Consider the following 12,844-nt stretch of genomic DNA (forward strand, 5'->3'; position numbering starts at 1 on the left):
ACCAGATCCCAAACCTGCCAGCCCTCTGGCGTTTGCGGCCGGTTCAGTCTTGCGGGGCAGTCCGGGCAGCGCGCTTCACAGGCGATGCAGTAGCGATCGCCCCCGCCGAAGGACCAGTCGGCAAGGGCGCGGAGACGTTTTTTTCCTGATCCAGCAGCAGGCCGCGGGCGACGTATAGGGTCTGGAACGCCTCAAAGACGGGCCAGATTTCCAGCAGGGCATTGATCCCGGCTGGGCTGACGGGCACAAGGTTGCCCGCGTCGTCGCCCACACCCTCCCAATCCAGTACGGCACGGCGGGCGACGGCTTTGGCCATGGCAAGCGCCATTTCCTCTTGGGAAGCGCCTTTGGGCAATTCCTCAACAGCCAGATCGGCGCGGGCTGAGACCATCAGTGCGGTGGTGAGCGGGCCGACCAACAGGCGCAGGCCGGGCGCAAGGTCCAGCCATCCAGGCGTGGCGGTCAGGTTCAGTCGGATCACGGTTGGGCCTTTCTCAAAACAAAAGCGACGTGCCGGGGCACGTCGCTGGGAGGGTGGTCTGCGGAAGGGGCGCTCTATTCAGGTCATTGGAGGCAGCATTTCTTGAACTTCTTGCCGCTGCCGCAGGGGCAGGGATCATTTCGCCCGATCTTGCCGGTGAAAGCACCATTTAAGGGATCACCGCTGCGGGGCATCAGGGATGAAACGACATTCAGTCGCCCTGCCGCCTTCTTCGCCAGATACTCGGGGGCGAAGCAGTACCATGGCTCAAGTTCTGCAATGGTGTCGGTGATCAGCATGTTGCTCGAGAGACCGGTGAACCAGTCGGGCCGACCGGACTCCACTGTTGCCTGAAGGCGCTGCGTAAAATCCTCGATCCGGCTGTGATCGGGCGTGATCAGACCACTCTCGAACACGGCGCGCACCGCGGTTTCCATTTTTGTGAGGCCAAGGGCGGCGATGCATTCCGCCCATGCCCACCAGACTTCCTCGCCCGTCACTTTGTCGGTCAGGTCGAAGAAGTCGATCAGGAACTGCGTTATGCGGGGCCGCAGGTCTGGGTTCTCCAAGGCAACGATGGCCAGCGTGTCAAACATCTCACCACGCAGGAACCCATCGACATCATCATCCAGCAGGATCTCGAACAGTGGCTGCAGATCGCCGTCAAAGACACCCGCCATGACACGCGCCGAGGCTTCGGTGATCGAATCGCCCAGCAATGCATCCAGAAACTCCGGATCCCGCCGCAGCAGGTGGGCAAGCGGGCGATAGGCCCGCGTCTCGCGCCACTCGGCCAACAGGAAGAAGATGAAGACGAAGGCGTCCATGCCCTCGAGATTGTCAACTCCCCCTGATTGCAGTTTCCCGATGTAATCCAGAAAGACTGGCACCATGGCGTCGCGCGATTGCCCTGCCGCTTCCAATGCTTCGCGCGGCAGGGGGCCATTGGCCTCCAATGCAGCGATGATTTCGGCGGGTGTCATGTGGGGAACCTTTCAACGGGGAATCGATGAAGGGAATACCGTCTTTCCGCGTCGGCCTCCATTGCCCGGATCGACAATCCTGGGTGTTTCAGTAGGTCGCGAGCGTGTTGACGAGAACGGCGGTGCACATGCGGGCGGGGCTGGTGGCTTTCGCGGCCTGCCAGTCGAATGTCGCCTGCACACCCTGCGGCCCGGCGATCTCGATGCGGGGGCGGGGCAGATAGACGGCATGGGCGGTGAAGGTGAAGCTCGCGTTCGCCCCGAGGCTGTAGTTGAATTCGAGCTCGCAGGGCGTGCCATCGATGGCTTGCGTGACCAGCGTCGTGTCGGAGAACCGCACTTCGATCCGGCCGGTCAGCGCAGCCATGGTCGGGTCGGCGCCATCGATGCGGCCATCGCCACGGATGGTTTCGATCCGGTCGAGGTTGTTGGAATAGGTGATCTCGGCGGAGACGACGTTGCCCAGGCTGCTGCCGTTGCGTTTCACCGTGCCGTTGAAATGGCCGAAGCGCTGCAGGCCCAGCGCTGTTGGCGTTCCCGCAGCGGTTGCCCCTGCAATCGTCTCGCCTTGTGCAATCAGCTTTGCCGATGCCGTAAGCAGCCCCGACCGCTGCATCTGCCAGGACAGCTGATCCAGCACGCAGCCAGAATACATGGCGAAGCGGGGCACTTCCGGCATTGCGGTTTCAATCGCCATGCTGGGCAGCGTCCAGTTGCCCGACTGAAAGGTGTGGGTCTTGGGCGTGGTGCCGGTCGTGACCGGTTGGCCGAATGCCGCCTTCAGCCAGAAACCGAACGCCTCGACATCAATGGGGATTACCACCTCGCCATCGGCGGTGACCGCGTCCTTGATTGGGGCCAGAGGATCGCGGCCATAGCCCAGCAGTTCGGATTCCAGCAGCGGCTGCTCCGACCCGAGCGTCGCCCGGGCGAAGGGCATCAGCCGGAAGCCACTGACCGGCGGGGTGCCGTAAACCGTCTCATACGCAAGCGCCATCTGCGCCCGCGCGCCTTGCGCACGTGCCATGGGGGTCTCCTTGATGTTGGGGGGTGTCAGGCCAAGGGGCCGGTTGTGGTATAGTGCAGGACGACGGTTATCACCGCCGCCTTCAGCGCGGCCGCGCCCTCGATGGGTAGGTCGACGGAGGCCGGTGCTTCGGGTTCGACCCAATCGCAGAGGCCGCCGAGCGTGCGGTCTGCCTCCAGTGCGGTGCCGATGGCGGCGATCAGGGTGTCGAAGGCCGTGGCTCTGCCATTCGGGGCCTGGACGACGACCTCCAGCTCGGCGCGGTGCTGGTAATGGTAGCGAAGCGGCGACAGCGTCACCTCCGGCTCGCCCGGCTGGCCATCGCGCAGGATGATCAGCCCGGTTGTTGGGATCCGTTCGGGCAGAACCTCATCGCGCAGAACGAGGGCGGCAAGCGGCTGCAGTCGCGCGTGCAGCGCGAAGAGTATAGTGTCGCGGGTTGTGGGCATTGCGTATGGCTTCGATTGGTGATGCAACTTCGCGGTGAATCGCTTTGTTGACGAGGTGGAATATGGATAACGCGAAGAAAATTGGTGCAGGGGCAATAGTCGCAATATTGGGCTATCTTGGGTATATTAGCTTTTTCGAGGAAATATCTGTCGAACCTATTGCTTTCACTCGAGCTCATGCGGCCTTTTCGGGCAGTATCGGAATCCCATTTAATGACTCGGTTGCTGAAGGCCTGCGATCAACGATCGTGTCAAAGTGCGCTTTGGTTGCCAACCAAAAGCTTTCTACAGCCGCCGCAAACCAGAGCATTTCACAGATAGCCCAACTCGTTGGAGGGCGCAGTCTTACCGCAGACATCGTTGCAGAGATTGTTTCAAAAAATGCGCAGGCTAATCCCGATGCGACTGACGAAGCCGAATGCCTATCATCGCTCACGCTCATGAGGACAGTGTACCCTGAGCTTTGGGCCGTGGTTGATGCTTCGTCTGCAGGCGACGACGATTTGGCGGGCATTGGTGCGATTATCGACGAGGCTTCGAAGCCCTAGAGAATGCCCAGTTGGGCCTATAGATTCACCCACCTCGCCACGATCAGCCCCGGCACGCTGTCTACCGCTCGTTCCGTATCTCGCGCCAGATCCAGCCGCTTTCGTAACTTGACCTGCGGCACAAGCAGAAAGATCGGCACGGTCGCCACGCCGCGCCCGGTTTTCGACCTGGACGCCACAGCCCGACCTTTCGAATTCAGCCTCCCCTCGGCCACAAGCAGGCTCGGCCCTCTGCGGCGGTAGATGAACCGCAGGCGCAGACCGGTGCGGCGTTCCCATTCGCCAGGGGTGATCCGCCCGCCTTTCGTGCTTTTCCCGGCGGCTGGTGTCGGGATCGCCAACCAGAACCCATCCTTGGACCGGATCAGCGGGCCGGTGTCATGCGCGCCGATGATCACCGGCGCGTTCGACCAGACCAGCGCCGCTGCGTTCAGGCTGTCGCCGGATTTGGGGAAGCTGGCGAGGCGGATGGAGTTACCAAGCCTTGTGCCGAGGCCAGCGCCGGTGATCTGGCCGCGCCAGGCGGATTTCAGGGAGGTGCCAGCTTCGCGCATCGCCGCCGACACTGCCTTTTCACCTGCGGCGATTTCGGCCTGCATCAGGGCGACGAGGTCGGGGTCGAACGCGATCTTCAGCTTCATGATGGCCGCAGGTCCAGCGACCAGATCAGACGTTCGCGGTCGCGCAGCGGTTCGCCCTGAATGGTGAAGCTGTCGGCCCCGATCACAATCAGATCGCCCGTGCGAGGATCGGGCAGGTCGGATACGCGGGCGTCGACCACCATGGTGTCGCTGACAAACCGTCCAGCGCCGAATTCGGTGATGCGGTCCGGGGCGCGGCGGATGACGCGGATCGGGCGTTTCTCTGACGTGTTGGCAGAAATCCAGACTGCGGCCGCCGCCATGGACGGGTTGGCGTAGATACGATCCATGGCGGCGGCAAAGACGGTCATGATGATGTCCGCCCGGCGTCAGTTCGAGGTGTGGATGCGGATCGCGATGCGCGGCCGCTTGTTCACCGGCAGGATCGAGGCCTCCGTCATCAGGTCGATCCAGCGGCCCTTTTCGTCGAGGTGCTGGCGGGCGTAGAGCGGAAGGCCCATCGTGTTTGCCGCCTCGAGCAGGTTGGCCGGGCCGCCGTAGGTGGTGAAGGTGTCCATCGTGCCCAAGGGGAACGCGATGCCTTCGTTCGCGGGAACCAGCCGTTCGGTGGCCTTGGTCGAGAGAGTGACCGTGCCCGCGTATTCCTCGAACACGATGCCCGCGAAGGGGAAGTTCCGGCGCACATCCTGGCGCAGGGGCTGCGCGCCGGTGGCGGCATAGAACTTGTAGGCCTCTTCGGTCTTCGGATGCGCGATCAGCTTGTCGAAGAATTCGCGGCTGACGAGGGCATGCACGTCCGTCATGCTTTCGCCAAGCAGGTTATCCTCCATCGCGCGAAGCACCTCCCGCACCTTGCCCTGGACATTGGTGCCAGCGGTGCCAAGGACGAAGTCGACCGAGATTTGTGCTAGGCCGAATTCGGTGAAGTAGTTGTAGAGGGTGGTGCCAGCCCCGTCCTTTACGATGCCGCGCAGGGCATTCATCTCCATGTATTCGCGGGTCTGGGCGTGCTTGCGCCGCATCAGCTGCAGCTTGCGGTTCATCACCTCGACCAGCGGATCGGCGCCGTCGAAGACGCCCAGCGCGGGCTGGCCCTGGATATCGCCCGGCAGGATCACGTCATCATGCGGGATCCACGGCAGGGCGAAGCTGCGCATCGAGCGCCCCTCACGCGTCCCGACGGTGGCGGGGCCACCCAGCGGCACCGAGGGCAGCAGGTTCAGCACACCCTCATATTGCTCGATGATCACCGACCGCTGGCTGACGCCTTCGAAGCGGAACAGGCCGATCTGGCCGAGGCGGGTGTAGAGGTTTGGCAGGATGTTGATGGCCTGCGTCATCTCGGCCAGCGAGTAACCGCCAGCGTCAAAGGGATTGCGAACGATGGTCATGGGGTGCTCCGGGGGATTGAGGGGATTTGACGTCAGACGCCGTCGCGGGCGATGATGCCGACGGCGGCAAGCTGGCCGATCTTGGTGGTGATCTTCGCGCCGTCATCGACGGTGGCGTCGTAGGCGAGGCCAGCGCGCGACACGATCGAGGGGCCGCGCGCGACGACAATGCCGACGGCATCGGCCAACGTCGCATCGACGGCATAGAGCAGAACGGCGGTCGCGGTCTGCGCGCCGTCGCTGCCGCCACTGGTGGCCAGCTTGTATTTTCCGCTGGGGGTGATCTTGCCCAGCACCGAACCGACCGGATAGGGCATTCCGGCAAGCAGCGTGATCACTTCGCGGGTGTAGTTCGGGTTGACCTCATATTTGAGGACATCGCCCATGCTGGGCGGTTCCGTCAGGACGGGCATTGGTCAGTCTCCATGTTCTGGGGGTGGGGAAGCAGGCGATGGTTCAGCGCTTGGCGTCGGTCGCGGCCTTCCTGGCGGCGGCGATGATCGGGCTGTCTTTGGCGGCAGCTGCCGCCGGGGCGGTGGCGATGATGCCAGCCGCATCGCTGCGGGCGGCGAGATCAGCCAGGACCCGGGCGCGCAGCGCTTCGGGTTTCAGCCCTTTGGTGACCGCGTCGGCGGCGTCGATGGTCACGCCGAGCCGGGCGGCCTGCGCACAGACCTGCGCCACCTCGGCGGCCTCGGCGCGAATGGCATCTGCGGCCATGGTGGTGGTGACTGGCGCTGCCGCGTTCACCGGCGGTTCGGGCGTGGCGGGTGCGATTGCGACTGCAGGCATGGCCGCAGAAGGAGCGGTAACCGGTGCCGGGTTCGGGGTGTCGGTGGGTGTGGTGGTCATCTGTGGACCCTTTCTGCTGGGGGAGGTTGTGCCGCGGGGTGCGGCGGCGAAGGCGTGGAAGGCGGCGACGGGATCGGCGAGATCATCGGCCAGACCAGCAGCGATGGCATCGGCCCCGCGAAACGCGGCGGCTTCGGTGGCCAAAGCTGCAGCATGGGTCAGCCGATCACCGCGACCGGCGGCGACCGTTTCTGCAAAGAGGAAGCGCACCACCTCCAGCTCGCGCTGCATCTGGTTGTGCACCGCCTCGGGCAACGGCTGATACGGGTTCGCATCGATCTTGTGCGCCCCTGCGTGGATCAGCGTGACGGCGATCCCCTTCTGATCCAGCGCGCCACTCATGTCGGTGTGCAGCGCCACAACGCCGATGCTGCCGACAGCGCCGGTGCGCGGTAGGACGATCCGGTCGGCCTGACTGGCGAGGACATAGCCAGCCGACAGCGCATGTTCGGCGACGAATGCATGGACGGGCTTCTGCGCTCGAGCGGCGCGGATGCGATCCGCCAGATCAAAAGCGCCCGCGACCTCGCCACCGAAGCTGTCGATGTCCAAGGCGATGCCACGCACGCCGGGATCGGCCAGTGCGGCTTGCAACTGGGCCGCGATCCCTTCGTAGGACGTGAGGCCAGAGGACTGCCCGATCCATGCGCCACGATGCACAAGTGTGCCCATGATTTCGATGACCGCGATGCCATCGACCACCGCAAAAGGCTGGCTCCCATTACGCTGATGGCGCTGGGCGAGGTCATTGCCGAACAGCGATGGCCGGGCGGGCAGGGTTGCGGCAGTCTGGTCAGTGGCTTCCACCTCCAGCGCCTGGAAGGTGATGTCCTGCCCGGTGATCCGTGGCCCGAGCCCGGACAGGAAGGCCAGCGCCTTGGCTGGGTCGACCATCAGCGGTGTATTAAAAGCGCGCTGGGCGATCTGGGCGTGATGCATCATGCGTCTTCCTTGGAGTCGGGTTTTTCATCAGCGCCTTCCGGCGCGTCCTCGTCCGCCGTCTCGTCCTTTTCGGCGCTGTCGTTGCCCTTGGCCGCGCCCGGCCCCTGTGCAGGAGATCCCGGGCGGCGGAAGTCGAGGCCAAGTGCCAATTCGCGTTTGCGTTCGGCGGCAATCTCGCGATCAACCTGTTCGGCGTCATAGCCGCGCTCCGACAGGGCTTGGGTGCGGGATTTCAGACCCGCTTCGATCTGCAGGATCTCGGCCGAGGCGTCCTTCATCGGATCGATCCAATCCCATTTGGTCGGCAGCCAGGCGCAGGCCTGATATTGGCGGCGCTTGCTGTCAAAACCGGGCAGGTCCAAGACGCCTGACAACACTGCCACGTCCATCCAGCGCACCCAGACCGCGCGGCAAAGCTGAAACACCAGCACGCCATGTTGCCAGGCTGATATTCGACGGCGGAATTCGATCAACGAAATCCGCGTGTTCGAGAAGTTGCCCTTGGCGGTATCGCCCGTCAGATAGCCGTAGGGAATGCCCAGCGCCGCCGCGATTTGCAGCAGGGTGCGGTATTGGAACGGCTCGTAGGTGCCGCCGGAATCCGGGGTGGCGGGCGTCGAGATGTCCTCGCCGGGATCCAGCCGCACCACCTGACCGGGCTCGACTTCCAGATCCTCGTCGGTCGGTTCCAGCGGGGTTTCCAGGGCGGGCGAGGTGATGAACATCGCGAACATCGCCGCGATTTTCTTCCGCTCCAGTTCAGCATCGTCATAAAGGTCGAGGGTGAACAGTTTGACGATGGCTGCGGCGAACCGCGACACGCCCCGCAGTTGACCGGCCTCGACGGGGTCGAGAACATGGATCACGTCGCCAGCCAGGACGCGCACGGTTTCACCCGCGAGGCCGGGATCGGTCATGTCACCCGGATGGCGGCGCAGGAAGTGATAGGCGACGCGGCGACCGATGCCATCGAACTCGATGCCCTGCCGGATCAACCCTGCGCCGGGCAAGGTACGATTCATGTCGAGCGGCAGCATTTCTGCGGGCAGCATCTGAAGTTGCAGCGGGACCGTCAAACCGTCCTCGGCCCGGCGCGGGCGGATGCGAATGAAGACCTCGCCGGAGAGGAACACCTCGCGCGCTGCCCGGCGCTGCAGGCCATAGAAATCGGTCAGCCCCTCGGCGTCGGCATCGTCGGTCCAGGCCAACCACAGCGCCTGCAACTCTTCCTTCTTGGCTGCATCCGCGATGGTCGACGAAGGCTTGATCCCATCGCCGACGACATTGCTGGCGAAACTCTCCACCGCGTTAGCCGCATAGCCGTTGTTTCGCACCAGCCAGCGTGCGCGTGCCGTGATCGTATCGCCCGATGCGGCGATCAGGGTGTTCACATGGGCGCGCGACGCCCGGAACCCACGAAGGCGACGATGCGCCTGTGCAGCATCGAAGCCCCCGATGATTGAGCCGATGCGCTGTCGGAAGGCTTCAAACGCCATGGATCACAGGCCCTTTGAGGCGACAGTGCCCCAGCGGCGGCGTCTCCGGGTGCCAGACCTGGCCGTGGCAATCCGGGTTTCCAGATCGTTGATGGCGTTCGCCAGTTCCACGTCCGAGCCATAGTTGATGGTCTTGCCGTCATAGCGGACCGAGCGGACGCCCGCGTAACGCGCCTCCTGCAGCGTGGCCAGAAGCGCGCGCATCCGTTCCAGATCCATCTCAGTCCCTCATGAAGTTCGGTGTGTAAGCCCGGCGTTTGCGCCGTGGCGTGGTCGGTGTTCCCGCCTTTGGCGCGGCGGGAGCGGTCGTTTCGGCAGGTGCAGGCTGTTGCCGGGTCGGGCGCGTTTCCACCCCGGCCTGTTCTTCAAGCCGCCGCCAGGTCGCCTCGTCCCAGCGATCGGCGCCAAGGATCCATGCGGCCGCCCTTGCATAGACGCGGCAGTCCAGCGCCTCGTTACGCTCGCGCATTTTCTGCCATTCGGGGTGGCTGTAACCGCGCTTGTTGCGCACGGTGACAAGCTGTTCGGCCACCAGCTGTTTCAGCCATTCGGTGTCGATCCAGTCGGGCAAGTGCACGGTGCCGGGGGCGTCGAGCACCCCCAAGCTCCGGTCCTCGTCGCTCGGCCGTTCCAGTCGCAGGAAGCGATATGTCTCGGTCTTGAAGGTCACCGTGGCCACCGACCAGAGCCGTGCGCCCCGGCGCAGACGTTTGCCGCCGATGGTGGCGTCGACATAGGTCGGGCCCGACACCGGCGTGGCGCGATTGAAGCCCTCCAGACCTTTGATCGGGGCGGCCTGATCAAAGCCCTGTTTGCGAGCCCAAGCGTAAACCGCCGGGCCCTCGTAGCCGGTGTCTATGGCCAGCTTGCCGATCACCATCACCGCGCCATTAGCGCAGGCCCAGGTCCGACTGAGCAGGGCGGTCAGCTTGTCCCAGCAGGCCGGATCGTCCGGGCCACCCGGGATGACGATGTGGTCGACCAGCCAGCTTTCCAAACCGCGGCCCCAAGCCCAGACGTCGACCTCAATCCGGTCCTTCTGCACGTCGACGCCGGCGGTCAGGAACAGACCTCCAACCGGGATCTGCGCGCCTACATAAGCTTCGCGGCGTTCGGCCAGCCGCTGCCATTCCGGCGCGTCGCCCGACTCGACCCACGTCTCGCCCAACAAGGTGTTGCGCGCAGCGCGCAGCATCTCTTCCGAGCCTTGGGAAGCCAGCCAGTCCCGCGCGATCTGCTGCCAGCTTTTCCAGCCAAGCGGCGAATAGAGCGCTGAGAGGTGGAAACCGATGGAGTGCGGATCGGCTGACACGGCCGTCGCCCGCCATTCCCCGCGCTCCAGCATCTGCGTCTTGTGGTGCTCGGCGATGGGCTTCTCGCACCCCTCGCAATGATAGGCCGCCGTGTCGGGCCGTCCCTTGTCCCAGCGCAGCCGTTCAAACTGCAGCCACTGCATCGCGCCGCAATGCGGACAGGGCACGAAATAGCGCCGCTGGTCGCTGGCCTCGTATTCCCGCTCGATCCGGCTGATGCCCCGGATCGTGGGCGTGGAGACCATGAACACCTTGCGCCGGTGCGAAAAGGTGGTGGTGCGCGCTTCGGCCAGTGTGACCGGATCGCCTTCCTCGTCGGCTGAAGCCGGATAGGCGTCAACTTCGTCGAGAAAGATGTAACGCGCAGGCATCGAGCGCAGGCCGGTGGCGGAGTTCGCGCCAGTCAGTACCAGAATGCCGCCGGGAAACTCTTTTGAGAGCATCGAATTGCCCGCGTCGCGCGAGCGGGCCGGGTTGACCCGTTCGCGCAGGGCTGGGCTTTCCGCAATCAGCGGATCAAGCCGCCCGTGTGAGGTGCGTTTCGCCATTTCCACCGTGGGCAGCACCGCCAGCATTGGTCCCGGTGCATGGTGGATGACAAAGCCGATCCAGTTGTTGCCAGCCTCCGTTGCGCCAACCTGTGCTGCTTTCATGAAGCTGATGCGTTGCGCCGGGTGGCGCGGCGATAGTGCATCCATGATCTCGCGCAGGTAGGGCGTGCGTGCGGTGCGGTACTGCCCCGGCTCGGCCGAGGCCCGCGAGGACAGCTTGCGGTGCTGATCCGCCCATTCCGACACGGTTAGGTCCGGATCGGGGCGCATGCCGTTGCGCCAAGTGCGCAGGATGTCCTCAGCCCCGTCAAACTCGAGGTCGAGGCCCTCTGTCAAATCGTTGGTGGCCGTGTCGTCGTTATCCGAGGCTGACCCGGAGATCGGCAAGGGCGTCGAGTTGCGCTCTGACATGGGTTTCCAGCACCCTCTGCAGGATCGCGGCCTCGATGATCACCGGTTTGCCGGATTTCTTTTCCACCTCCGTGGCCACTTCGGCCGCCATTAGAGCCGCGACTCGGGATGGCCATGTGACCCAAGTGTCGCGCTCTTGCCGCGCCAGCCGGAACACAAGTGTTTCCGCCCGGGCGCGGTCGACCAACGTGCCCTTCTTCTTCTGGATTGCCAGCTGACGTTCTTGCGCCTGGTAGACCGTCAGCGCGGTGCGGGCCTTCAGATAGGACGAGCTGTCGGCTGGGCCGCTGAACCCACTATCGCCGCCAGTGCTGCGCCGCTGCTGGTCCGGATCGGTCATCTCGCCGCGACGCAGATCAGACGCGGCGGCGTTGATCGAGCCATCGCCGTACACCACCAGCCGACCAGCCTTGCGGGCCTTCTGAATGGCCCCGCGAGACAGGCCGGAATGGGTGGAATATTCGCGCTCGGACATACCTTCCATGGCAGTGTTCACTTTGATTAAGGCGATGATAATGCTTGTTATTTAGTTGATTGAAATCGCCGACAGAGCGAGTCCTGGATCAAGACATCACCCCCAGCAAGGACTCCGCCATGGCGAAACTCACCGAAACCCAAACCATGATCCTCAGTGCGGGTACACAGCGCGCTGACAATATTGCCCTGCCACTGCCCAAGGGGCTGAATGGTGCCGCCGCAAAGATGACCGTCACCAAGATGATCCAACGAGGGTGGCTGGACGAGGTTGACGCCGACCTGCGCCAAGGTGAACCGCTCTGGCGCGAAACCGGCGACGGCCATGGCACCACGCTGGTCGTCACCGACGCAGGGCTGCTTGCCATCGGGATCGTACCGGTGGTGGTGAAGACTATGGTCGCCATCCGCAAGCATGCGGCCGAAACTCCCGAGGCCAAGCAGCCGACACCGCGCGCCGGTACCAAGCAGGCGATGCTGATTGAGATGCTGCAAACGGCAGAGGGTGCGACGATGCAGGCGATCGTCGCTGCCACCGGCTGGCAGGCTCATACCGCGCGCGGGGCAATGTCGGGGGCCTTGGGCAAGAAGCTGGGGCTGGTTGTGACCTCGGTAAAGGAAGACGGTAGGGGCAGGGTTTACCGGATCAGCAGCAACACTGCATGATTTTACCCGCGGTCAGTCGAGCAGTCGGTAATGAACCTCGGTCGGTTTGCAGTCGGCCCCATTGATCGGGATCATATCCTGAGGACAGGTTGACATAACCACGACGCAGTCGATGGCAGCGCGCAGCGTAACATAGTCTCCCGGCTTGCTGAGTGGCTCGCCCCAAATGATTTTTCCGTCAGGTGCTACGGGAATGTTCATCCACAGGTTCAATGGTGCTGGGCAGTCCGGCGCGCGCAGATCGAGCTGTGCCAACGCGGCGTGCAGATTGTCAGTACAATTATCGTGATACTCCCGGCACCCCAGCATGGCGTAGCGGTGCACATCGCAGGCTGCGATGACGGTGTCATGACGCCCGGGCGAGGTGTCCTCTTCCAAAAGCAGGATCGGCCGCCGCCGATTAGTGGTCAGTGCATCACCTTTGGCCGGGAATATGTCCTGAAGCGTCGCGTGAAGATGCTCCATCGACATGAATTCGGACAGGTCGTCGGCATTAAAGCACCAGGTATCCACAACCTGTTGGCCATGGGTATTGATGATCTGAATTGCCTTTCCTTTGGCAACACGGACGGCTCGACCGCGTCGGGCAGGGACCGCCATCAGGTTTGTCGTCATGTCTTGCATCCTTTGCCATCGGCGCCGTTATTGTCTCGGTCGG

The 12,844-nt window shown here is 63.8% G+C and carries 16 protein-coding genes; 2 read left to right on the forward strand and 14 right to left on the reverse strand.

The window, feature by feature from the left end; genetic code table 11:
- Nucleotides 1-43: 43 nt before the first annotated feature.
- From FQ320_RS17190 to FQ320_RS17205, 4 genes are all read right to left on the reverse strand, one after another.
- On the reverse strand, nt 44-481 hold the full coding sequence (locus FQ320_RS17190) for a hypothetical protein (RefSeq protein ID WP_148474472.1): 438 nt from the start codon (nt 479-481) through the stop codon (nt 44-46).
- An 83-nt stretch (nt 482-564) separates the two neighbouring features.
- Nucleotides 565-1,464 (reverse strand): DUF1186 domain-containing protein, encoded by a 900-nt coding sequence (locus FQ320_RS26045; protein WP_222861623.1) that lies wholly within the window; start codon nt 1,462-1,464, stop codon nt 565-567.
- An 88-nt stretch (nt 1,465-1,552) separates the two neighbouring features.
- Nucleotides 1,553-2,491, reverse strand: a complete 939-nt coding sequence (locus tag FQ320_RS17200; protein ID WP_148474474.1) for a phage tail tube protein — start codon at nt 2,489-2,491, stop codon at nt 1,553-1,555.
- A 26-nt stretch (nt 2,492-2,517) separates the two neighbouring features.
- The gene (locus FQ320_RS17205) at nt 2,518-2,940 is read right to left on the reverse strand and encodes an acyl-CoA transferase (RefSeq protein ID WP_148474476.1); all 423 of its coding nucleotides are present in this window, start codon (nt 2,938-2,940) and stop codon (nt 2,518-2,520) included.
- A 62-nt stretch (nt 2,941-3,002) separates the two neighbouring features.
- On the opposite strand from FQ320_RS17205, the gene FQ320_RS25735 reads away from it, so the two are divergent.
- On the forward strand, nt 3,003-3,488 hold the full coding sequence (locus FQ320_RS25735; protein ID WP_187393938.1) for a hypothetical protein: 486 nt from the start codon (nt 3,003-3,005) through the stop codon (nt 3,486-3,488).
- 17 nt (nt 3,489-3,505) lie between these two features.
- Here the strand turns inward: FQ320_RS25735 and FQ320_RS17215 are convergent, their stop codons facing one another.
- The 9 genes from FQ320_RS17215 to FQ320_RS17255 are packed head-to-tail and all read right to left on the reverse strand — an operon-like array spanning nt 3,506 to nt 11,530.
- On the reverse strand, nt 3,506-4,129 hold the full coding sequence (locus FQ320_RS17215) for a DUF6441 family protein (protein ID WP_148474478.1): 624 nt from the start codon (nt 4,127-4,129) through the stop codon (nt 3,506-3,508).
- Entirely contained in the window at nt 4,126-4,440 is a 315-nt protein-coding gene (locus tag FQ320_RS17220; RefSeq protein ID WP_148474480.1) for a hypothetical protein, read from the reverse strand. Before FQ320_RS17220 ends, FQ320_RS17215 begins: the two co-directional genes overlap by 4 nt.
- 18 nt (nt 4,441-4,458) lie before the next feature.
- On the reverse strand, nt 4,459-5,481 hold the full coding sequence (locus tag FQ320_RS17225) for a major capsid protein (protein WP_148474482.1): 1,023 nt from the start codon (nt 5,479-5,481) through the stop codon (nt 4,459-4,461).
- Nucleotides 5,482-5,513: 32 nt separating this feature from the next.
- Nucleotides 5,514-5,894 carry a head decoration protein gene (locus tag FQ320_RS17230; protein WP_148474484.1) on the reverse strand — a complete coding sequence of 127 codons (381 nt, stop codon included), beginning with the start codon at nt 5,892-5,894 and terminating at the stop codon, nt 5,514-5,516.
- A 43-nt stretch (nt 5,895-5,937) separates the two neighbouring features.
- Nucleotides 5,938-7,272: a S49 family peptidase gene (locus tag FQ320_RS17235; protein WP_187393951.1), complete on the reverse strand. Its 1,335-nt coding sequence runs from the start codon at nt 7,270-7,272 to the stop codon at nt 5,938-5,940.
- The gene (locus FQ320_RS17240) at nt 7,272-8,771 is read right to left on the reverse strand and encodes a phage portal protein (RefSeq protein ID WP_148474488.1); all 1,500 of its coding nucleotides are present in this window, start codon (nt 8,769-8,771) and stop codon (nt 7,272-7,274) included. The genes FQ320_RS17235 and FQ320_RS17240 overlap by 1 nt, the downstream gene beginning before the upstream one ends.
- 3 nt (nt 8,772-8,774) lie before the next feature.
- On the reverse strand, nt 8,775-8,990 hold the full coding sequence (locus FQ320_RS17245) for a phage head-tail joining protein (RefSeq protein ID WP_148474490.1): 216 nt from the start codon (nt 8,988-8,990) through the stop codon (nt 8,775-8,777).
- Nucleotide 8,991: 1 nt separating this feature from the next.
- A complete protein-coding gene (locus tag FQ320_RS17250; RefSeq protein WP_148474492.1) occupies nt 8,992-11,046 on the reverse strand; it encodes a phage terminase large subunit family protein in 2,055 nt (684 codons plus the stop codon).
- Complete coding sequence (locus FQ320_RS17255; protein WP_148474494.1) at nt 10,994-11,530, reverse strand: hypothetical protein; 537 nt, start codon at nt 11,528-11,530, stop codon at nt 10,994-10,996. Before FQ320_RS17255 ends, FQ320_RS17250 begins: the two co-directional genes overlap by 53 nt.
- Before the next feature lie 110 nt (nt 11,531-11,640).
- Between FQ320_RS17255 and FQ320_RS17260 the strand changes: the two genes are divergently transcribed.
- Nucleotides 11,641-12,186 (forward strand): DUF3489 domain-containing protein, encoded by a 546-nt coding sequence (locus FQ320_RS17260; protein ID WP_148474496.1) that lies wholly within the window; start codon nt 11,641-11,643, stop codon nt 12,184-12,186.
- Between the two features lie 12 nt (nt 12,187-12,198).
- Here the strand turns inward: FQ320_RS17260 and FQ320_RS17265 are convergent, their stop codons facing one another.
- Entirely contained in the window at nt 12,199-12,801 is a 603-nt protein-coding gene (locus FQ320_RS17265) for a DUF1989 domain-containing protein (protein WP_148474498.1), read from the reverse strand.
- Nucleotides 12,802-12,844 lie beyond the last annotated feature (43 nt).

It is taken from the genome of Oceaniovalibus sp. ACAM 378, from assembly GCF_008085915.1.
Classification (GTDB): Bacteria; Pseudomonadota; Alphaproteobacteria; order Rhodobacterales; family Rhodobacteraceae; genus Oceaniglobus.

Excerpts from the sequence above, each read along its gene's own strand:
- FQ320_RS17260 (WP_148474496.1), top strand. The coding sequence starts at position 11,641 with ATGGCGAAACTCACCGAAACCCAAACCATGATCCTCAGTGCGGGTACA.
- FQ320_RS17265 (WP_148474498.1), bottom strand. The coding sequence starts at position 12,801 with ATGACGACAAACCTGATGGCGGTCCCTGCCCGACGCGGTCGAGCCGTC.
- FQ320_RS17255 (WP_148474494.1), bottom strand. The coding sequence starts at position 11,530 with ATGGAAGGTATGTCCGAGCGCGAATATTCCACCCATTCCGGCCTGTCT.
- FQ320_RS26045 (WP_222861623.1), bottom strand. The coding sequence starts at position 1,464 with ATGACACCCGCCGAAATCATCGCTGCATTGGAGGCCAATGGCCCCCTG.
- FQ320_RS17235 (WP_187393951.1), bottom strand. The coding sequence starts at position 7,272 with ATGCATCACGCCCAGATCGCCCAGCGCGCTTTTAATACACCGCTGATG.
- FQ320_RS17205 (WP_148474476.1), bottom strand. The coding sequence starts at position 2,940 with ATGCCCACAACCCGCGACACTATACTCTTCGCGCTGCACGCGCGACTG.
- FQ320_RS25735 (WP_187393938.1), top strand. The coding sequence starts at position 3,003 with ATGGATAACGCGAAGAAAATTGGTGCAGGGGCAATAGTCGCAATATTG.
- FQ320_RS17215 (WP_148474478.1), bottom strand. The coding sequence starts at position 4,129 with ATGAAGCTGAAGATCGCGTTCGACCCCGACCTCGTCGCCCTGATGCAG.
- FQ320_RS17250 (WP_148474492.1), bottom strand. The coding sequence starts at position 11,046 with ATGTCAGAGCGCAACTCGACGCCCTTGCCGATCTCCGGGTCAGCCTCG.
- FQ320_RS17225 (WP_148474482.1), bottom strand. The coding sequence starts at position 5,481 with ATGACCATCGTTCGCAATCCCTTTGACGCTGGCGGTTACTCGCTGGCC.
- FQ320_RS17230 (WP_148474484.1), bottom strand. The coding sequence starts at position 5,894 with ATGCCCGTCCTGACGGAACCGCCCAGCATGGGCGATGTCCTCAAATAT.
- FQ320_RS17200 (WP_148474474.1), bottom strand. The coding sequence starts at position 2,491 with ATGGCACGTGCGCAAGGCGCGCGGGCGCAGATGGCGCTTGCGTATGAG.
- FQ320_RS17240 (WP_148474488.1), bottom strand. The coding sequence starts at position 8,771 with ATGGCGTTTGAAGCCTTCCGACAGCGCATCGGCTCAATCATCGGGGGC.
- FQ320_RS17245 (WP_148474490.1), bottom strand. The coding sequence starts at position 8,990 with ATGGATCTGGAACGGATGCGCGCGCTTCTGGCCACGCTGCAGGAGGCG.
- FQ320_RS17220 (WP_148474480.1), bottom strand. The coding sequence starts at position 4,440 with ATGACCGTCTTTGCCGCCGCCATGGATCGTATCTACGCCAACCCGTCC.